The 18,123-nt window shown below is 65.5% G+C and carries 19 protein-coding genes; 4 read left to right on the forward strand and 15 right to left on the reverse strand.

What is annotated here, in order from left to right; genetic code table 11:
* Nucleotides 1–51: 51 nt before the first annotated feature.
* From hutH to KW824_RS08620, 9 genes are read right to left on the reverse strand one after another with little or no spacing between them, the layout of a single operon-like run.
* Nucleotides 52–1,614, reverse strand: a complete 1,563-nt coding sequence (hutH, locus tag KW824_RS08580) for a histidine ammonia-lyase (RefSeq protein WP_218409536.1) — start codon at nt 1,612–1,614, stop codon at nt 52–54.
* Nucleotides 1,601–3,304, reverse strand: coding sequence for a glycosyltransferase (locus KW824_RS08585; protein WP_218409537.1), 1,704 nt, complete (start codon nt 3,302–3,304; stop codon nt 1,601–1,603). The genes hutH and KW824_RS08585 overlap by 14 nt, the downstream gene beginning before the upstream one ends.
* The gene (locus tag KW824_RS08590; protein ID WP_218409538.1) at nt 3,301–3,672 is read right to left on the reverse strand and encodes a 3-hydroxyacyl-ACP dehydratase FabZ family protein; all 372 of its coding nucleotides are present in this window, start codon (nt 3,670–3,672) and stop codon (nt 3,301–3,303) included. Before KW824_RS08590 ends, KW824_RS08585 begins: the two co-directional genes overlap by 4 nt.
* Nucleotides 3,656–5,026: an AMP-binding protein gene (locus tag KW824_RS08595; protein WP_218409539.1), complete on the reverse strand. Its 1,371-nt coding sequence runs from the start codon at nt 5,024–5,026 to the stop codon at nt 3,656–3,658. The genes KW824_RS08590 and KW824_RS08595 overlap by 17 nt, the downstream gene beginning before the upstream one ends.
* Nucleotides 5,023–5,610 carry a hypothetical protein gene (locus KW824_RS08600; RefSeq protein WP_218409540.1) on the reverse strand — a complete coding sequence of 196 codons (588 nt, stop codon included), beginning with the start codon at nt 5,608–5,610 and terminating at the stop codon, nt 5,023–5,025. The genes KW824_RS08595 and KW824_RS08600 overlap by 4 nt, the downstream gene beginning before the upstream one ends.
* Before the next feature lie 19 nt (nt 5,611–5,629).
* A complete protein-coding gene (locus KW824_RS08605; protein WP_011707160.1) occupies nt 5,630–5,878 on the reverse strand; it encodes an acyl carrier protein in 249 nt (82 codons plus the stop codon).
* 3 nt (nt 5,879–5,881) lie between these two features.
* On the reverse strand, nt 5,882–6,148 hold the full coding sequence (locus KW824_RS08610) for a phosphopantetheine-binding protein (protein WP_005297932.1): 267 nt from the start codon (nt 6,146–6,148) through the stop codon (nt 5,882–5,884).
* Between the two features lie 17 nt (nt 6,149–6,165).
* Complete coding sequence (locus KW824_RS08615; RefSeq protein WP_218409541.1) at nt 6,166–6,924, reverse strand: lysophospholipid acyltransferase family protein; 759 nt, start codon at nt 6,922–6,924, stop codon at nt 6,166–6,168.
* Nucleotides 6,909–7,622, reverse strand: a complete 714-nt coding sequence (locus tag KW824_RS08620) for a beta-ketoacyl synthase chain length factor (protein ID WP_218409542.1) — start codon at nt 7,620–7,622, stop codon at nt 6,909–6,911. Before KW824_RS08620 ends, KW824_RS08615 begins: the two co-directional genes overlap by 16 nt.
* A gap of 177 nt (nt 7,623–7,799) precedes the next feature.
* Between KW824_RS08620 and KW824_RS08625 the strand changes: the two genes are divergently transcribed.
* From KW824_RS08625 to KW824_RS08640, 4 genes are all read left to right on the forward strand, one after another.
* Nucleotides 7,800–8,264 carry a hypothetical protein gene (locus KW824_RS08625; RefSeq protein WP_111912846.1) on the forward strand — a complete coding sequence of 155 codons (465 nt, stop codon included), beginning with the start codon at nt 7,800–7,802 and terminating at the stop codon, nt 8,262–8,264.
* Nucleotides 8,265–8,282: 18 nt separating this feature from the next.
* Complete coding sequence (locus tag KW824_RS08630) at nt 8,283–9,359, forward strand: methyltransferase (RefSeq protein ID WP_218409543.1); 1,077 nt, start codon at nt 8,283–8,285, stop codon at nt 9,357–9,359.
* Between the two features lie 47 nt (nt 9,360–9,406).
* Complete coding sequence (locus tag KW824_RS08635) at nt 9,407–9,622, forward strand: hypothetical protein (protein ID WP_042649423.1); 216 nt, start codon at nt 9,407–9,409, stop codon at nt 9,620–9,622.
* A 729-nt stretch (nt 9,623–10,351) separates the two neighbouring features.
* The gene (locus tag KW824_RS08640) at nt 10,352–11,077 is read left to right on the forward strand and encodes a carbonic anhydrase (RefSeq protein ID WP_218409544.1); all 726 of its coding nucleotides are present in this window, start codon (nt 10,352–10,354) and stop codon (nt 11,075–11,077) included.
* A 72-nt stretch (nt 11,078–11,149) separates the two neighbouring features.
* Here KW824_RS08640 and KW824_RS08645 read toward each other — a convergent pair whose 3' ends face one another.
* The 6 genes from KW824_RS08645 to KW824_RS08670 all read right to left on the reverse strand — a co-directional run bounded on the left by KW824_RS08645 (nt 11,150) and on the right by KW824_RS08670 (nt 18,109).
* On the reverse strand, nt 11,150–12,058 hold the full coding sequence (locus KW824_RS08645) for a pseudouridine-5'-phosphate glycosidase (RefSeq protein WP_005326011.1): 909 nt from the start codon (nt 12,056–12,058) through the stop codon (nt 11,150–11,152).
* On the reverse strand, nt 12,052–13,143 hold the full coding sequence (locus tag KW824_RS08650; protein ID WP_005326010.1) for a PfkB family carbohydrate kinase: 1,092 nt from the start codon (nt 13,141–13,143) through the stop codon (nt 12,052–12,054). Before KW824_RS08650 ends, KW824_RS08645 begins: the two co-directional genes overlap by 7 nt.
* 146 nt (nt 13,144–13,289) lie before the next feature.
* Nucleotides 13,290–13,649 carry a nitrite reductase small subunit NirD gene (nirD, locus tag KW824_RS08655; RefSeq protein WP_218409545.1) on the reverse strand — a complete coding sequence of 120 codons (360 nt, stop codon included), beginning with the start codon at nt 13,647–13,649 and terminating at the stop codon, nt 13,290–13,292.
* A gap of 47 nt (nt 13,650–13,696) precedes the next feature.
* On the reverse strand, nt 13,697–16,270 hold the full coding sequence (gene nirB / locus KW824_RS08660) for a nitrite reductase large subunit NirB (protein ID WP_218409546.1): 2,574 nt from the start codon (nt 16,268–16,270) through the stop codon (nt 13,697–13,699).
* A gap of 26 nt (nt 16,271–16,296) precedes the next feature.
* On the reverse strand, nt 16,297–17,118 hold the full coding sequence (locus tag KW824_RS08665) for an ABC transporter ATP-binding protein (protein ID WP_218409547.1): 822 nt from the start codon (nt 17,116–17,118) through the stop codon (nt 16,297–16,299).
* A gap of 31 nt (nt 17,119–17,149) precedes the next feature.
* Nucleotides 17,150–18,109 carry an ABC transporter permease gene (locus tag KW824_RS08670; protein ID WP_218409548.1) on the reverse strand — a complete coding sequence of 320 codons (960 nt, stop codon included), beginning with the start codon at nt 18,107–18,109 and terminating at the stop codon, nt 17,150–17,152.
* Nucleotides 18,110–18,123: the final 14 nt, after the last annotated feature.

Genomic DNA, 18,123 nt, shown 5'->3' on the forward strand with positions numbered 1-18,123 from the left:
CCTCGATCTCCGTGCTGATCTGCCAGGGTTCAGACGTAGTCTGGATACGGCTCATAGTGAAGAGTCCTGATAGAGGGGGTAGTGGCGCTGGCGGATGCGGGCGATCAGCGCCCTCAGCTCGGGCTCGAGCCCCCGATCTTCCAGCAGCGGGGCGAACTCGGCCCGCACCTGCGCGACCATGGCGGCCAGCGCCGTGCCGAGCGGGCGGGTCAAGGGGGTGGGTCGGGCGAGGCGCAGCTCGACCCCCTGCACCGCCGCCAGCAGGCAGGCGGCCGCCACCTGTTCGGTCAGGGTCAGCACCCGCAGCGCATCGCGCGCCGCTATGGTGCCCATGCTCACCTTGTCCTGGTTGTGGCACTCGGTGGAGCGGGAGAAGACGCTGGCGGGCATGGTCTGCTTGAGCGCCTCCGCAGTCCAGGCCGAAACGCCGATCTGCACCGCCTTGAAGCCGTGGTTGATCATCTGCCGCTCCTGCGGCGCGCCGGAGAGGTTGCTCGGCAGGCCGCCGTTGAACTTGCTGTCCACCAGCTGGGCCAGCTGGCGATCCAGCAGGTCGGCCAGATTGGCGACGGCCGTCTTCATGCTGTCCATCGCCATGGCGATGTGACCGCCGTAGAAGTGGCCGCCGTGCATCACGTGCTCCTCCTCCCCGTCGATCAGCGGGTTGTCGTTGGCGCTGTTGAGCTCGTTCTCGATGAGCTGACGCCACCAGGGCAGGCTGTCGGCCACCACCCCGATGACGTGGGGGGCGCAGCGCAATGAGTATCTGTCCTGTAGCCGGTCGCTGTGGCGCGGCAGCTCGCCGGCCACCAGGTCTTCCCTCAGCCAGGCCGCGATGCCCTGCATGCCGGGGTGCGGCTTGGCGGCAAACAGCCGCTCGTCGAAGTGGAAGGCGTTGCCCCCCATGGCGACGCTCACCAGCGCGGTGATCCGGGTCGCCAGCCGCATCAGGTAATCGGTGCGGGCATAGGCGAGGCAGGCCAGCGCCGTCATCACCGAGGTGCCGTTCATCAGCGCCAGCCCCTCTTTCGGTCGCAGGGTCAATGGGGTGATCCCCAGCTCCCGATAGACCTCGGCGGCGGGGCGCAGGCGGCCCTGCTGATGGAGCTCGCGCTCCCCCACCAGCACGGCGGCGACGTAGGAGAGCGGCGTCAGATCGCCGCTGGCGCCCACCGAGCCCTCTTCGGGAATGCGCGGCACCAGATCCTGATCCAGCAGCCAGCAGAGCCGCTCGAGCAAACCCGGGCTGACCCCGGAGACCCCCTGCGCCAGCGAGCAGAGCCGGGTCGCCAGCACGGCGCGCGCGGCATCGAGCTCGAGATCCGCCCCCAGCCCGCAGCCGTGAAAGCGGGTCAGGTGCAGCGGCAGCTCGGGCACCAGCTCGGTCGGCACCGGCCGGGTCACCGAGTCGCCATAGCCTGTGGTCACCCCGTAGATGACCCCCTCCTCGGCCAGCAGCCGGTCGAGAAAGTCGGCGCCCCGCTGGATGCGGGCCATGAAAGCCGGATCCGGATTCAGTGCGGGGGTGGCGCGCCCTTCGGCCAGTGCCACCACGTCCTCTATGGTCAGCGGCTCGGCGCCGAAGGTGACCCGTCTCATCTCACTCTTGTTCATCGGTCAGCTGCCAGAAATCAAAAAAGTTGAACCAGTCCAGCGGGGCCCGCAGGCAGTGATGCTGCAGGCGATCGGCATAGGCCTGCACCCGGGACGCAAGAATCTCTTGGCGCCCCTGCCGTGGCAGGGGCTGGCCGTCGGCAAAGGGCTCGAAATGCACCCGAAAGCGGCCCTGCTCCTTGAGGCCGAACATCAGGTAGACCGGGCAGCCCAGCACGCTGCTGAGCACGAAGGGCCCGAGCGGAAAGGGTGCCGGTGCACCGAGAAAGTCGGCCCAGATCACCCGCTTCTCCCGGGTCACCGAGGTGCGATCGCCGACGATCACCACCCACTCCCCCCGCTCCAGCTTCTCCTTGAGCAGGATGGCGGTATCGGCCCCCAGCTCCTGCACCTGGATCAGGTTGAGGTGTGAATCCGGGTTGATCTGTTTGAGCAGGGCATTGAAGCGGGCCGCGTGGCGGGTGAACACCAGCGCGTTGATGCGCAGCCCCTGCTTGCGACTGCCCAGGGCGCGGCACAGCTCCAGATCGCCGAGATGGGAGCCCAGCAGCAGAACGCCCTGACCGCTATTGATGGCGGCATCGTAGTGCTCGCGCCCCACCAACTCCACCTCCTGCTCCGTGATGTCGCCGCGCCAGCCCGCCAGCTTGTCGAGCGCCGCCTCGCCAAAGCGCAGGAAGTGGCGAAAGCTCGATCTCGGCTCGGCGGGCAGCATCACCCCCTGCGTGCTGGCGAAGCGCTCGAGCCGGACCAGATAGGCCTGGGATGCCTGGCGCTGGGCACGGCCGGTCAGCCAGAAGTAGCCGATGACCGGATAGAGCAGCAGGGAGAAGCCGCGCCGCCCCAGTAGGCGGTAGCTGGTCAGCATGATCTGCATGCCGAGCAGGGATCCCCGCTCCGGGGTGCGCGACCAGTGGGTGCGCCGCTCTCGCCACAGCCGGGTCACCCATGACCAGAGGCGGCGGGGCCAGCGGCCGATGCGCAGCAGCTGATCCCACAGCAGGCGGCACACCAGTCGGGTGTGCATCCAGGAGATGTCGCGATTGTCGCGCCAGAGCTGGAAGTGGGAGCTGCCATCGGCGGGATAGATGACCCGGGTCGGCACGAAGCGCACCGCCACCCCGGCCCAATGGAGGCGCACCATCACCTCGGTGTCAAAATCCATCCGCCGACCGAGCGCCACCCGATCGAGCAGCGCGCAGGTGGCCGCCAGCGGATAGACCCGAAAGCCGCACATGCTGTCCTTGATGGCGAACGACAGCGTCTCGATCCAGACCCAGACATGGGTGATGTAGCGGCCGTAGAGGCGCCCCTTGGGCACGGAATCATCGTAGAGCGGGCGGCCGGAGACAAGCGCCGCCGGGTGCTTGTCCGCCTCGGCCAGCAGGGCCGGCAGGTCCGCCAGATCGTGCTGGCCGTCGGCATCCACCTGCAGGGCGTGGCTGAAGCCGAGTGCATGGGCGCGGCGCAGCCCCGTCATCACGGCGCCGCCCTTGCCCTGGTTGTGGGGGTGGCGCAGCAGGGTAACCCAGGGGTAACGCGCGGCCAGCGCATCCAGCGCGGCGGCGGCGACCGGCTCGCTGCCATCGTCGATCAGCAGGCAGGGCAGCTTGAATTCGGCCAGTCGCGCCAGCACGGCGGCCAGCGGGCCGGCATGGTTGTAACAGGGGATGAGAATGCAGGGCGTCATGGGATCAGCCGCACCCGTCCGCTGCTCGCCGGCTCATCGCCGAGCAGATACTGAAAGAGGAGCTGGCCCTTGTCCGCCTGCCACTGCAGGCGCAGGCTGCACTCGGCTCCGGGGCGCAGGGGGCGCTGGAACTTGAGCTGATCCACCCCGTGAAACGGCTGCGCCAGCTTGAGCAGGCTGGCGGCATAGTGCATCACCCAATGGATCTGGGTCACCCCGGGCAGCAGGGGCGCACCGGGAAAATGGCCTGTAAACCAGGGCAAATCGGGATCGAGGTGCAGTTGCAGGCGCACCCCGTCGGCCAGCGTCTCGCAGGCCAGCACGGTGGGCAAGGTGTTCGGTGGCAAAGAGTCAACCGAGAGGCTCATCGAACAGCTCCTTGAGTTGTGGCCAGGGGCGCTTGCCCTGGGCGTTGACGGGCATCTGTTCGACCCGGCGCACGCTGCGCGGCAGGGCGACCGGCTCGAGCCAGGGACGCAGTTGCTGGCGCAGGGCCAGCAGAAAACGCCCGGGCCCGAGCTCGGCCCAGCGGGCGGTGCCCGCCTCGCTCAGCACCAGCACGGCGCCGAGGATCTGGCGCTGGCCCTGCTGCAGCGGCAGCACGGCGGCCGATTCCACCTCCACCAAGGCCTGCAGGCGCGCCTCCACCTCGTCGAGGGAGATGCGCTTCTCCTCCAGCTTGATCACCCGATCCTGGCGGCCCAGCAGCTCGAACCCGGCCCCCGTCATCAGGATACGATCGGCGCAGGCCAGCCAGTCGTCCTCTGCCAGGAAGGGGGAGCGCAGCAGCAGGCCCTGATCCGGACCGACCCGCACCTCGACTCCGGGCAGCGTCGTCCAGGGGGTCTGCCCCTGGTGGCGCTGGCGCCAGCCGATACCACCGGTCTCGCTGCTGCCGAAGATCTCCACCGGCAGCTGACCGAGCAGCAGTTTGGCCTGCTGGGCATCCTCCGGTTGCAGGGGACCGCCGGAGGAGACGATCAACCGGCAGCCGGCGGCGGGAATGGCCGGGTCAAGCCGGCTCAGAAACGCTGGGGAGGCGATCAGGCACCAGGGGGCCGTTTGCAGCGCCAGCTGCTCCGGGTAGTCGATGCTGCGACGATCAAAGGGGAGACCGAGAGCAAGCGGCAACAAAATGCGAAACAGCAGGCCGTAGATGTGCTGGTTACTGACGCTGGCCAGCACCCGGGTGTCGACCAGCCGTTCACCCCACAGCGCCATCTGCACCCGCAACTCTGCATCCAGCTGGGGCCAGGCCTTGGGGATCGCCTTGGGCTCGCCGGTAGAGCCGGAGCTGAACAGGGTGAGATCGAGGCGCTCGGGCAGCAGGGTTGCGCCGTCAGCCTCCCGCTCCTCATCCGCCGCCAGCAGCGGCAGCCTGAGCTGCGCCGCTGTGAGCGCCGCACCCGGCAGCTCGCCGTCGGTGAGCAGGCCGTCGAACTGGCTCTGCAGCGCCTGCAAACCGGCCAGCCGCTGATGGCCCGGCAGGATTGCCTGATAGCCACCGAGGGCGCAGGCGAGCAGTGCTTGCGTGAACAGCAGGCTGTCATCGAAACAGAGGGCCCAGCGCGCACCTGGCTGGCCGGCGACGGCGTGGCGGGCCATGGCCCGCGCCAGCTGCTGGCTGCCACGGCGCAGCTCGGCCAGGGTCACCTCACCATCCGGGCCGAACGCCACCACCAGCTCGCCGTCTCGCTGCCAGATAGTTTTCAGCAGGGTCATGGGGCCAGCCTCTTGAGCAGGCGGCGGCGTACCAGATACTCAGCGCCCATCAGGCCGCCCATCAGGGCGTAGCTGATGAGGCCGTTGTAGAGGCTCCAGAGCGCCAGATCCCCGTGCCAGATGGTGAAGGCCGCCAGCGCGCCGTTGATGATGAAGAAGCCGCACCAGACCTGGGTCACCCGCCGGGTGTAGCCGATGGCTTCTGGCGGCAAAGCGGGATCCTGCAAGCGGGCCAGCCGCTCCACCAGGCTCATGGGGCGGGTCAGGCTCCAGCCGAACAGGCAGAGCAGCGCCAGGCTCACCGCCAGCGGGTAGTAGAGCAGCCAGTGCCGGGCGCTGAACAGGGCCGACAGCAGGGTCAACCCCAAGCCGATGCAGGCCAGCAGGCGGCCCAGCCATAGCCACTCCGGCAAGGGGCCGAGCCGGACCCGCCCCTTGAGCAGGCCGGGCAAGAGTCGCAGCGAGAAGATGAGCAGCAGACCGAGCAGCAGCGGGGTCTGACCGGCGTGGGTCAGCCCCCAGTAGACCGCCAGCGGGTAGAGCAACAGGGCACCACCGGCCAGCCAGGAGAGCCAGCGCATCATGGCAGGGCGTGCACCGGCATCAGGCGTCGGCCAGCAGACGCTCGACCGCATCCACCACGTCGTTGACGCTGCGCACCGACTTGAACTCTTCCGGCTTGATCTTCTTGCCGGTCAGCTTCTGCAGATGCACCACCAGATCGATGGCGTCTATGCTGTCGAGCTCGAGATCCTGATAGAGGCGGGCCTCGGGGGTGATGGCCTCTTCGTCGACTTCGAACAGCTCGACGAGGGCGGCCTTGATCTGGGCAAAGATGTCGTCGCGGGTCATGGCTCAGGCCTCCCCTTTCGACTGGGCCTGCACCAGGGCGACCAGCGCCGCAACGGAGGCAAAGTGGCGACGGGTGTTCTCATCCTCGGCGGAGAGCACGATGCCGTAGCGGCCCTTGATGGCAAGGCCCAGCTCCAACGCATCGATGGAGTCCAGCCCCAGGCCGTCACCGAACAGCGGCGCCTGACTGTCGATGTCGTCAGGGGTGAGCCCCTCGAGGTTGAGGCTGTCGATGATGAGTTGTTTTATCTCTAGATGCAGGTCTTGCATAACTGTTCCATATGCTGTCATTGGGGCCCCGGTTGCAGGGCCCGGGTGAGAAAGCGGGTCAGCTGGCGGGCGGCCAGCGCACTGCTCTGGCCGGTGGAGACCACCTCGTCTGCCGCCACCTGCTGCAGGAATTCTATGGTGAAAGTCGGCTTATTTTCCGGGATCTTGAACCATTTGTCCTGCTTGGTGAGAAATCGGGTGCTGCAGTGGATCCGCACCAGTTGCAGCGGCACCTGGCTGCGCACCGCAAGCTGGGCCGCGCCGCGCTGCAGCTTGATGGGTTCGCCCGGGGTGGTGCGGGTTCCCTCCGGGAAGACCAGCAGCAGGCCGCCGGCCTGGATCCGCGCCTGGCACAGGGCCAGCAGATCCTCGCCTGCCACGTTGGGCAAATAGTCGGCCGCCCGCACCACGCCACCAATGAAGGGGTTGCGCCAGAGGGACTGTTTGACGATGCAGTCGCACACCGGCATCTCGGCGGCCAGCATGACGTAGTCGAGCAGGCTGGGGTGATTGGCCACCACCAGGGCACCGCGCAAATGGGCGGGCATGCCGCTCACGCTGTAATCGAGCACTCCCCAGCCGCGCAGCACACCGAGAAACAGCCGAAAGCTGTGGCGGATGGTGAGCTGGGCCAGGGTACGGCGCCGCTCGCCGCGCAGACAGAGCGCCAGCAGCGGAAACCAGAACAGGGAGAGCAGCAGGCCGCCCACCCCGAACAGGGTGAAGCCGAGGGCCGTGCCGATCAGCCGCCAACCCCGGTTCAGCAACGCTGCCATGCCCACTCCTGGCGGCCATCGCAAAGGGTCAGGGTCGACTCATGCCGCAACAGGGCACGCCAGCAGGCCAGACTCTGCGGCAGCGGGCGGGCATGGGGTTCGACTGTGCGGCGCGCCCCCTCGCAGCGCCACTGGTCGCCAGCCTCAAGCACCAACCCCAACGCGTGGGGCGGCGCCTCGTCCGCCAGCCAGGGACGGTGAAACTCGGGCACAGGTCCTTCGAATGCCACCAGCAGCACCCGGCGGGCACTGGCCTGCAGGGCGCAGACCGCTTCGGTCAGGCCCGCCATCAGGCCGTTCTCTCCCGCCGCCAACGAGGTCATGGGAATGGCGGCCTTGCCCTGAATGGAGCAGAGTCCGGCGGCGGTGTTGTGCACCGACATGGAGAAATCCGTGGGCGACAACGCCTGTCCGTCCGCCAGCGCCTGCAGCAGGGTCACAGAGCGGGCCAGCTCGCCATGACGGCTGACGAAGATGGCGTAATCAATGGCATGGCGAGCCATCAGGCTCAGCCCCACCTGCACCGCCAGCCGGGAGCCCTGGCTCAGACGGCGCGCCATCATCATGGGCAGCAAGGGGGTAGCGGGAAACGGCGGGTCGACGGGCCAGCGGCCCTGCTGCGCCCACGCCTGCCAGGCGGCCTCATCGGCCAGACCCGGAGACAGTGCCTGGCTATCCAGCAGCGAGAAAGAGAGCATATTTCAGGCAACCTGTCCTTAAAACGGTGGGTGGGAGCGAAGACGATAAAAGGCACTCATCCGACGGGTAGTGCCTGCTCCACGGCATGGAATGGCGTCATCAGGTTAATACCGGTCGGATAATACCATTATTCATCAAAAATAATAGCTGGCGCAGATTATCCACTGCCTTGGCGATTGAAAATAAACAATTTGTGTTGTCTCATTGCCTCGCCCGAATTGATGAATATCCTCCCCGAAGGAAATATTATGAAACTCATTAATAAAATATCCCTGATACTGACCTGTGCCCTGCTTGCCGCTTGCTCCACCAGCCAGCCCATCCGTAATATGGCGGTCAATCCGGTGCCCTTCAATCTGACCGAAGAGCAGGTGGCCAAGGCCATTATTACGGCGGGCATCGGCAAGAGCTGGGTGATGAGGAAAGAACGACCAGGGCTTATTCGTGGCCAGGTCAATGTGCGTCAACATCAGGCGGTAATCGATATTCCCTACAGCGCTCGCGATTACTCCATTAATTATGTGAGCAGCATCAACCTTGATGACAAGGGCAAGGGCAGCATACATCGCAGTTATAACCGTTGGGTGCTGGGTCTGAATCAGGCCATCCAGACCGAACTCTCCCGCACACAGAACCAATAAACCGGCAGGAGTCACCCCGTGAACCACTATCAGGCAGACCCATACAACGCGCTGGAAGCCATCAGCGAGGCCCAGAAAATCGCCTTCGGGCCCATGTTGTTTCAGGCCAGCTGGTGCCTGCGTGAAACCGGGGTGCTGGCGTTTCTCGAAACCCGCGGCTCGCGGGGGGCCTCGCTGGCCGAGATCGCCCTAGCATGCGAGCTGAGCGAATACGGCGCCGGCGTGCTGCTGGACATGGGGCTCGGTGGCGGGCTCTGCTACCTGACAGACGAGCACTATGTGCTGGGCAGGGTCGGCAAATACCTGCTGCACGACGCCATGAGCCGGGTCAATCTCGATTTTACCCAGCATGTCTGCTATCAGCCTCTCGCCCATCTGCTCGACGCCATCCGTCAGGGCTCGCCAGCCGGCTTGCAGGAGTTCGGTCCCTGGCAGACCCTCTACCCGCACCTGAACGAGCTGCCCGAACCGGCCCGCCGCAGCTGGTTTGCGTTCGATCACTTCTACTCCGACTGGGCATTCCAGCAAGCGCAGGACAAGGTGTTCGGCTATGCGCCGCGCCACCTCTACGATCTGGGCGGCAACACCGGCAAGTGGGCCATCGCCTGCGCCAAACGGGATCCCGCTCTGCGGGTCACCATCCTGGATTTGCCCGAGCAGCTGGCACTGGCCCACCTCAACATCGAGGAGGCCGGACTGGCGGAGCAGGTGCAGGGTCATCCGGTGGATCTGCTGCAACCAGGCCCCCTGCCCGGCGAGGCCGACATCTGGTGGATGAGCCAGTTTCTCGACTGCTTCAGCCACGCGCAGATCGTCGCCATCCTGAACCGGGTCCGACTGGCCATGAAACCGGACGCCCGGGTCTGCATCCTGGAGCTGTTCTGGGACAGGCAGACTTTCGAAGCCGCCAGTTTCAGTCTCAACGCCACCTCCCTCTACTTCACCTGCCTGGCCAACGGCAACAGCCGCTTCTATCACTCCAAACAGCTGTACCAGTGCCTGCGCGAGGCTCATTTCCATGTGGAGGCCGAGCACGAGATCCCGGGACCGGGCCACACCCTGCTGGTTGCCCGGCCGCTGCACACGAGGCCATAATGCCGACATCGACATGAAGATGATGATGAAACGAAAAGGAGCACGGCATGAGGCATGACTGCATGGCACTGATGGCACTCGGCCTGGCCCTGGGCAGCCTGCTCGGCGGCTGCGCCGACATCAAGGAGGCGGGCCGCACCGTGGGTCACACCACCCGGGACGTGACCCGGGAAATTGGCCACACCACCCGTGACGTGACCCGCGAGATCGGCCACGGTACCCGGGATGCGGTCAAGCAGGTGGGGGATGAGATCAGCAAATGACAACGGGGGCCGAGGCCCCTGTTGTCATGAGGGAGAGCCGCTGCCCATATGGCCATCAGCCTGAACTCCATGGCCTCTTCCGGCTCATCAGGTCGCTCGGCGCAGAAGTCGAGCCCGCTCCGCTGCTTCACCTCATCCACCTTGTACTGCGTAGTCCGCAAGCCGGCTGGCCGACTTGTTGTCCTGAGGCATAGCCCTCCCGGTACAGCAGTTGACCGGGCTGACCAGTTATATCGGCCCTATTACCCGTTCCGGGCAAGGCCAGCGCCAGCGCCAGCAGACAATATTTACTCTCTCTCTTGAGTTTGCGAACAATCGCAGCGTCAGCCTGCCCGGGAGCAACTGTCTATCATTTGTTCAAGTTCAAAAAAGGAATGAAAAATGACAATAAAAAACAATGAATTGTGATTTTTTGGTGGACTTGAAGCGAAGGCTTGCTAGGTAAAAAAGTCTGACCTCGATGAGAGGAACATGAAAGAATTCATCCTTGATACCAGCCAATTAATTAGATTGCTTTCATTTTAAAGAGCCACCATTCAATATTAAGGAGTGGCCTAAGATTATTTAGATTCATATTAAATGCATCATAATTATCGCCTGCAATGATCCTCAATAATAAATATCCGGTCTGACATTCTGTATCCTGCATTCCAGAGAATGCCATCTGCTGTTCCCTCACTGAGTGGGGAAACGGATGGCCGTGCTTTTCAATCAAGATAAGGATGCATGATGAGAAAGTCCCTGTTGGCCTGCTCTCTGTTGTTGTGCCCCACCGCCTTCGCCGCAGCTCCGCACTGGGAATACAGCGGTGAAGCCGGCCCGGCGAAATGGGCCGGCCTGACCCCGGAATTTGGCCAGTGCGCGGGCAGCAACCAGTCGCCGGTCAACCTCGCAGGTCTGGTGGAAGCCGAGCTGGCACCACTGCAGTTCCACTACCTGTCGGGCGGCAAGACCCTGGTCAACAACGGCCACACGGTGCAGGTCAACTATGCCCCGGGCAGCAGCCTTGAGCTCGACGGCATGCGTTTCGAGCTCAAGCAGTTCCACTTCCACGCTCCCAGCGAAAACCTCATCGAGGGCAGGTCCTACCCCCTGGAGGGACACCTGGTGCACGCCAATGACAAGGGGGAGCTGGCGGTGGTCGCCGTGATGTTCGAGCCGGGTCAGACCAATGGGGTTCTGAGCCAGGCCTGGCAGGCGTTGCCAGCCAAAGCGGGTGAGATGCACAGCCTGGAGCAGCCGATCTCGGCGGAGCAACTGCTGCCCGCCCAGCGCGACTACTACCGCTTCAGCGGCTCCCTGACCACGCCGCCCTGCTCGGAAGGGGTGCGCTGGCTGGTGATGAAGCAGCCGGTGCAGGTGAGCCAGGCCCAGATCGATGCCTTCAAGGCCGTGATGCACCACCCCAACAACAGACCCGTGCAACCCCTCAACGGTCGACTGGTGCTGCAATAAGGTTTTATGTAACCGATTTGCACAATAAGAAAGAGGGCCAACAGGCCCTCTTTTGCATTCATCCACCTGCCGTTACAGGCTGGCGGCAATCTTTGCACCCAGGGCGGCATTGTTCAGCACCAGCTGGATGTTCGCCGCCAGGGAGTTGCCACCGGTCAGCTCGCACACCCGGGCCAGCAGGAAGGGAGTGGACTCCTTGCCCTTGACCCCCTGCTCGTCCGCCTCACGCAGTGCCTGGGCAATGGCGGCGTCGATGTCTGCCTTGGGCATGGCAAACTCGGTCGGGATGGGGTTGGTGACCACGGCGCCGCCGGCAAGCCCCAGCTCCCACTTCAGGCGCAGCGCCTCGGCGATGGCCGCCGGGGTGTCGAGGCGGTAATCCACCTTGAAGCCGCTCTCCCGGGTGTAAAAGGCGGGCAGCTCCTCGGTCTGATAACCGATAACCGGCACCCCCTGGGTCTCCAGATACTCCAGGGTCAGGCCGATGTCGAGGATCGACTTGGCACCGGCGCAGACCACGGCCACCGGGGTCTGGGCAAACTCCTGCAAATCCGCCGAAATGTCGAAGGTCTCCTGGGCGCCGCGGTGCACGCCGCCGATGCCGCCGGTGGCGAACACCCGGATCCCCGCCATGGCGGCAATGATCATGGTGGAAGCTACAGTCGTCGCGCCCAGCCCCTTGTTCGCCAGCACGAAGGGGATGTCCCGTCGGCTGCACTTGGTCGCGGCGTGGCCGGCCTTGCCCAGCGCCTCCAGGGCCCCCTCATCCAGACCCACCTTGAGGCGGCCGTCGATGATGGCGATGGTGGCCGGCACGGCGCCGTTGTCGCGCACCACCTGCTCCACCTGGCGCGCCGTCTCCACGTTCTGTGGATAGGGCATGCCGTGGGAGATGATGGTGGATTCCAGAGCCACCACCGGCTTGCCGGCGGCCAGGGCAGCGGCGACTTCAGGTTGGATATCGAGGTAAGCGTTCAACATGGGTACTCCTCCAGCATGCGTTCAACGGCGGCCTTGGATAGGCCGGAAAAGACGGTATCGGAACAATTGACGGTGAGAGCGGCGCAGCCGAGGGCGAATCGGGTCGCCTCCATGATGCCCTGCTCCAGCAACCAGGCGTGGGCCAGCCCTGCCATAAAGGCATCGCCGCCGCCGGTCACATTGACGACAGGGCTGCCGAGCACGGGCAGATGGCCCTGGCACTCCCCGTCGCTGTAGAAAATCCCCTGATCGCCGAGGCTCAGGAACAGCCGTTGCACCCCGGCGCGGTGGAACCAGGCTGCCGCCATGGGCCAGGTATCGGGCCCGGCGATGGTGAAGCCGCACAGCTGCTCCGCCTCGGTGCGGTTCGGCTTGAGGGTGTGGATACGGTGCAACCAGGGGCGGATCTTCTCCACCTTGGCCACCGAGACGGTGTCGACGAAGATGATGTGTTCACCCTGGCGCTCGAACAGCCAGTCCAGGGTGTGAGTGGCGAGGTTGGTGTCGAGCACCCAGAGCCGCGCCGCGCCGAGGAAGCCGCTCAAGGGAGCGAGCCTGGCCGGAGTCAGCTCGTCGATGATGCCCATGTCGTTGACGGCGCAGCTCATCTCGCCGCTGCCGTCGTGCAGGCTGAGGTAGCAGGAGGTCGCCTGCCCATCCAACACCAGCACCTGGCGCACGTCGACGCCAGCACGCTGGCTCACTTCCAGCAGGTGATGGCCGTACTGATCGTTGCCCACCGCGGTCAGCAGCCGGGTATCGGTGCCGAGCCGCGCCAGGTTCTCGGCGATGTTGCGCCCCACCCCGCCAGCCGAGGTACGTACCCGGCCCGGGTTGGAGTCGCCGATGCGCAGGTTGTCGTGGCTGCAACCGCAGATATCCATGTTGGCGCCGCCGATCACCACGGCGTAGGGGCCTTCACGCAGCACATAGCCGCGGCCTTGCACATAGCCCTGGCGCATCAGGCTGGAGATATGGCTCGCCAGCGCCGAGCGGCTGATGCCAAGCCTGTCCGCCAGCTCCTGCTGGGCAATCATGGGATCCTGGCGCAGCAGGGCGAGGATCTCTTGCTCACGTTCCGTCATAGACAAACATCCAGTTACAAACGTTTGTCTATTATTTCCGAAAAACGTTTACCCGCCATCGCCTCGTGCAAAAATTGTCGGCTTGCGCACAAAAAATCACCGGGCAGAGCCCGGTGACAGGAAAATTGGTTTTCATATGGTGCCAATCAGCCCAGCTGTACCCAGACCTCGTCGCCGTTCAGCCGCACCGGCCAGCAGGCGACACTCAGGGCCGGATCATCCAGGCAGCGGCCGTCCATCAGGGCGTAGCGCTGCTTGTAGAGCGGTGAGGCGACCACGGGTTCGCCCCCGGCATCCCCCACCAGGCCGCGCCCGAGCACCGCCACCCCGGCCTGGGGATCCACCCCGTCCAGGGCATAGACCCGTTCCCCAAGGCGAAACAACGCCAGCACCCGCCCCTCCAGCCAGGCGCTGCGCCCGGCCTGCTCCGGCAGCGCCGCCAGCTCGCATACCCGATGCCAGGCTCCAGGTTCTGACGTCAAGCCCTCTTCCTTCCATTCGCTCATATCACCTCCTTGATGCTGATGGCGGGCGTGCAACCCGCTGGCCCCGCTCATACCACCTCCTTGATAGAGATATCCGGCACCCATTGCCCCCGCTCCTCACGGCGCGGCGGTGTCTCGTCTTCGGGCCGGTTGACGAAAGCCTCGAACAGCTTCAGCTTGTCCGGGTCCGCCAGGGTACTCTTCCATTCGCACTGCCAGGTGCCGACTATCTCCCCCATCATGGCCTCCAGCTCGGCACCGATGCCGAGCCTGTCCTCGATAATCACCGACTTGAGGTAGTCGAGCCCCCCTTCCATGTTCTCCATCCAGACCGAGGTGCGTTGCAGCCTGTCCCCGGTGCGCACATAGAACATCAGCAGCCGGTCGATGTAGCGGATCAGGGTCTGCTCGTCGAGATCGGTGGCGAACAGGTCGGCGTGGCGCGGCCGCATGCCGCCGTTGCCGCACACATAGAGGTTCCAACCCCGCTCGGTGGCGATGACGCCGATGTCCTTGCTCTGGGCCTCGGCGCACTCCCGGGTACAGCCTGAGACCGCGAACTTCAGCTTGTGGGGGGCTCGCAGTCCCTTGTAGCGGTGCTCCAGGGTCTGGGTCAGGGTCATGGAGTCCTGCACCCCGTAGCGGCACCAGGTCGAACCGACGCAAGACTTAACGGTGCGCACCGACTTGCCGTAGGCCTGACCGGTCTCGAAGCCCGCCGCCACCAGCTCGCCCCAGATGGCGGGCAGCTGATCGACCCTGGCACCAAACAGATCGATGCGCTGACCGCCGGTGATCTTGGTGTAGAGGCCGTACTTGCGCGCCACCTCCCCTATGGTGATGAGGCCCTCCGGGGTGATCTCCCCCCCCGGGATGCGCGGCACCACCGAGTAGGTGCCGTCCTTTTGCAGGTTGGCGAGGAAGGCGTCGTTGGTATCCTGCAGGGCGCGGTGGGGCTTCTCCAGCACGTGCTCGTTCCAGAGCGACGCCAGAATGGAGGCGACCGTCGGCCGGCAGATGTCACAGCCCAGACCCTGGCCATGCTTGTCTCGCAGCGCCTCAAAGCTCTTCAGCTCGCCGACACGGGCCAGGTGATAGAGCTCCTGGCGCCCGTAGGCGAAGTGCTCGCACAACCCCTTGTCCGCCTCGACCCCAAGATCCGCCAGGGTCTGATCCACCACCTGTTTGAGCAGGTTGCTGCAGCCGCCGCAGCCGGTGCCCGCTTTGGTGCAGCTCTTCACCGCAGAAAGCTCGTGATTGCCCGCCCTGACGGCGGCCACCACGTCCCCCTTGCTCACGTTGTGGCAGGAGCAGAGGATGGCGCTGTCCGGCAGCACCAGGGGCGCGGGGGCCGTGCCCGCCTCTCCCACCAGCAGGGAGAGCGGCGGCTGGGGCAGCGCCACCCCGTTCTGGTAGTACTGCAGCAGCCGCTCATAATCGGCTCCGTCCCCCACCAGGATGGCGCCGAGCAGGCGATTGCCCTCGCCGTCTGTCACCAGCTTCTTGTAGATGCCGTTGACCCTGTCCAGCAACAGCAGCTCCTGGGCCCCGGCAGTGCTGGCGTGGGCGTCGCCGATGGAGCCCACGTCCACCCCCATCAGCTTGAGCTTGGTGGACATGTCGGCCCCGACGAAGCGGGTATCGCCACCGCACAGGCTGGCCACGGCGGTGCGGGCCATCTGGTAGCCGGGTGCCACCAGGCCGAAGATGCGCCCCTGCCAGAGCGCACACTCGCCGATGGCGAGGATGGCGGGATCCGAGCTGTGGCAGCCGTCGTCGATGCAGATGCCGCCGCGCTCCCCGACGTTCAGCCCGGATTGGCGGGCCAGGGCGTCGGCGGGGCGGATGCCTGCCGAGAACAGCAGGACATCGGTCTCAAGATGAGAGCCGTCCTTGAAGCGCAGCCGGTGACGGGCCTGCTCCCCCTGCTCGATGCACTCGGTGGCCTTCTCCACCAGCACCTCGACCCCGAGCGCCTGAATCTTGTCTCGCAGCACGGCGCCGCCGCTCTCGTCGAGTTGCACCGGCATCAGCCTGGGGGCAAACTCCACCACCTGGGTCTTGAGCCCGAGCAGGCGCAGGGCGTTGGCCGCCTCCAGCCCCAGCAGGCCGCCGCCGATGACCACGCCGCTGCGGGCCTGGGCGCAGGCATCGCGGATGGCGGCAAGATCCCCCAGGGTGCGGTAGACGAAGCAGCCCTCCCGCTGATGGCCGGGGATGGGGGGCACGAAGGGCACAGAGCCGGTCGCCAGCACCAGACGGTCGTAAGGGAACTGCTCGCCGTTGGCGAGCGTCAGGGTGCGGGCGGCCCGGTCGAGCACCTCCACCTCGGCCCCCAGCCGCATCGCAATGCCGCTCTCTTCATACCAGGCAGGATCCGCCATGCGCAGCGCCTCCGGGGCCTTGCCGCCGAATACCTCGGAGAGGTGCACCCTGTCGTAGGCGGAGTCAGGCTCGGCCCCGAACACCGTCACCTCGAACCGGTCGAGGCCACCGGCCGCCACCAGCTGTTCGACGAAGTGATGACCCACCATGCCGTTGCCCACCACCAGCAGGCGTTGCTTTTCGGCGGATCCGGCGCGATGGCGATCGATCAGGTCCACGCCGTCGCCGATCACCCACTGTTGCTCTTTGTCAGTCATATCTCTCTTCCTTGAATCCGGTGGGCTCAGGCGCGCAGCTTGCTGCGCACTTGCCCGGCTGCCTTGAGGGGGGTCACCTTGCGCTGCTTCTCGTAGAGGAAGCGCAGTACCTGCTGGCGCAGCTTGTGGTAGTGGGGGTCATCCGCCAGGGCGACCCTGTCCCTGGGCCTTGGCAGATCCACGGTCAGGATCTCCCCGACGGTGGCACTGGGGCCGTTGGTCATCATGACGATGCGATCGGAGAGCAGCACCGCCTCGTCCACGTCGTGGGTGATCATGATGACGGTGTTGCCAAGCTCCGCCTGGATCGCCATCAACGCATCCTGCAAATGGGCCCGGGTCAGGGCGTCGAGGGCACCGAACGGCTCATCCATCAGCAGTACCTTGGGGGAGAGCGACAGGGCCCGCGCGATGCCGACCCGCTGTTTCATGCCCCCCGACAGCTCGTGGGGCATCTTCCGGCTGGCGTGATCCATCTGCACCAGGGAGAGGTAGTAGTCCACCCGCTCCGCCACCGCCCGCTTGTCAGGCTCCACCTGGCCCACCGCCAGCGCCACGTTCTGCTGGACGCTGAGCCAGGGCAGCAGGGCGTGGTTCTGGAACACCATGGCCCGCTCGGGCCCCGGCCCCACCACCTCGCGTCCGTCGAGGATGATGCCGCCCAGGGTCGGCTCCAGCAGCCCCGCCACCAGGTTGAGCACCGTGCTCTTGCCGCAGCCCGAGTGACCGATGAGGGAGACGAACTCCCCCTTCTCGATGCGCAGGTTGACCCGGCTGAGGGCCTCGAAGCTGCCCTGCTCCGTCTCGAACGAGATGCCGACGTCGCTTATCTCCAGATAACTCTTCATTGGCTCTTCTCCTGCCTGAATAGAAATGTGATTAACGCAGCACCTGGCGCTTGTCCCAGGACAACCACTGCTGCAGGGCCAGCATGCCCCTGTCCAGGGCGCAGCCGATGAGGCCTATGGTGATCACCGCCACCATGATGCGGGCCAGGGAGGCCGAGCCGCCGCTCTGGAACTCGTCCCACACGAACTTGCCGAGCCCCGGGTTCTGGGCCAGCATCTCCGCCGCGATCAGCACCATCCAGGCCACCCCAAGGGAGAGCCGCAGCCCGGTGAAGATCATGGGCAGGGCGCCGGGCAGCACGATGCGGCGCACGTGGGTCACAAACGACAGGCGCAACACCCGGCTGACGTTGTGCAGGTCGCTGTCCAACCCCGCCACCCCGACTGCGGTGTTAATCAGGGTCGGCCAGAGGGAGCAGAGGGTCACCGTCAGCGCCGAGGTGAGGAAGGACTTGGCGAGCCAGGGACTCGGGTTTGCGTAGAGGGCGCTCACCACCAGCGTGATGAGCGGCAGCCAGGCCAGGGGCGACACCGGCTTGAGCAGCTGGATCACCGGGTTGGCGGCGCGATAGAGCCCCTGATTCATGCCGAGCAGTACCCCGCACGGGATGGCGATCAGGGTCGCGAGCCCGAATCCACACAGCACGGTGAACAGGCTGGTCGCTATCTGATCGAAGAAGGTGGGGCGCCCGGTGTAGGGGCGCAGCTTCACCTCGGCCGCCGGATCCGCCGCCAGCCGCTCGGCGTTGCGAACCTGCTGGCGCTCGAGGAAGGCGCTCGCCTTCTCCCGCTCCGCCAGGTGATCCTGGCCGAGGGACCAGAACTGGCTAGCGGTGGCGAGCGGCCCCGGCAGGGTGCCCAGACTGGTCTGCACCTGGCTCGCCCCCCACTGCCAGAGGCCGAGGAACAGCAGCACGCCGAGCAGGGGCTGCACCAGGGTTTTCAGATTGTTGGCTTTCCAATTGATGAGTGGCCACTTGTGTCGTTTCATTGCGTTCTCCTCGC

The organism is Aeromonas sp. sif0611, from assembly GCF_019218845.1.
Classification (GTDB): domain Bacteria; phylum Pseudomonadota; class Gammaproteobacteria; order Enterobacterales; family Aeromonadaceae; genus Aeromonas; species Aeromonas media.

Bases quoted from the DNA above. Each gene is read 5' to 3' on its own strand.
- KW824_RS08585 (WP_218409537.1), bottom strand. From the start codon at position 3,304: ATGACGCCCTGCATTCTCATCCCCTGTTACAACCATGCCGGCCCGCTG.
- KW824_RS08665 (WP_218409547.1), bottom strand. From the start codon at position 17,118: ATGAAGAGTTATCTGGAGATAAGCGACGTCGGCATCTCGTTCGAGACG.
- KW824_RS08645 (WP_005326011.1), bottom strand. From the start codon at position 12,058: ATGTTGAACGCTTACCTCGATATCCAACCTGAAGTCGCCGCTGCCCTG.
- KW824_RS08620 (WP_218409542.1), bottom strand. From the start codon at position 7,622: ATGCTCTCTTTCTCGCTGCTGGATAGCCAGGCACTGTCTCCGGGTCTG.
- KW824_RS08595 (WP_218409539.1), bottom strand. From the start codon at position 5,026: ATGACCCTGCTGAAAACTATCTGGCAGCGAGACGGCGAGCTGGTGGTG.
- KW824_RS08615 (WP_218409541.1), bottom strand. From the start codon at position 6,924: ATGGCAGCGTTGCTGAACCGGGGTTGGCGGCTGATCGGCACGGCCCTC.
- KW824_RS08650 (WP_005326010.1), bottom strand. From the start codon at position 13,143: ATGACGGAACGTGAGCAAGAGATCCTCGCCCTGCTGCGCCAGGATCCC.
- KW824_RS08600 (WP_218409540.1), bottom strand. From the start codon at position 5,610: ATGATGCGCTGGCTCTCCTGGCTGGCCGGTGGTGCCCTGTTGCTCTAC.
- nirB (WP_218409546.1), bottom strand. From the start codon at position 16,270: ATGACTGACAAAGAGCAACAGTGGGTGATCGGCGACGGCGTGGACCTG.
- KW824_RS08605 (WP_011707160.1), bottom strand. From the start codon at position 5,878: ATGACCCGCGACGACATCTTTGCCCAGATCAAGGCCGCCCTCGTCGAG.
- KW824_RS08610 (WP_005297932.1), bottom strand. From the start codon at position 6,148: ATGCAAGACCTGCATCTAGAGATAAAACAACTCATCATCGACAGCCTC.
- KW824_RS08635 (WP_042649423.1), top strand. From the start codon at position 9,407: ATGAGGCATGACTGCATGGCACTGATGGCACTCGGCCTGGCCCTGGGC.
- hutH (WP_218409536.1), bottom strand. From the start codon at position 1,614: ATGAACAAGAGTGAGATGAGACGGGTCACCTTCGGCGCCGAGCCGCTG.
- KW824_RS08590 (WP_218409538.1), bottom strand. From the start codon at position 3,672: ATGAGCCTCTCGGTTGACTCTTTGCCACCGAACACCTTGCCCACCGTG.
- KW824_RS08640 (WP_218409544.1), top strand. From the start codon at position 10,352: ATGAGAAAGTCCCTGTTGGCCTGCTCTCTGTTGTTGTGCCCCACCGCC.
- nirD (WP_218409545.1), bottom strand. From the start codon at position 13,649: ATGAGCGAATGGAAGGAAGAGGGCTTGACGTCAGAACCTGGAGCCTGG.
- KW824_RS08670 (WP_218409548.1), bottom strand. From the start codon at position 18,109: ATGAAACGACACAAGTGGCCACTCATCAATTGGAAAGCCAACAATCTG.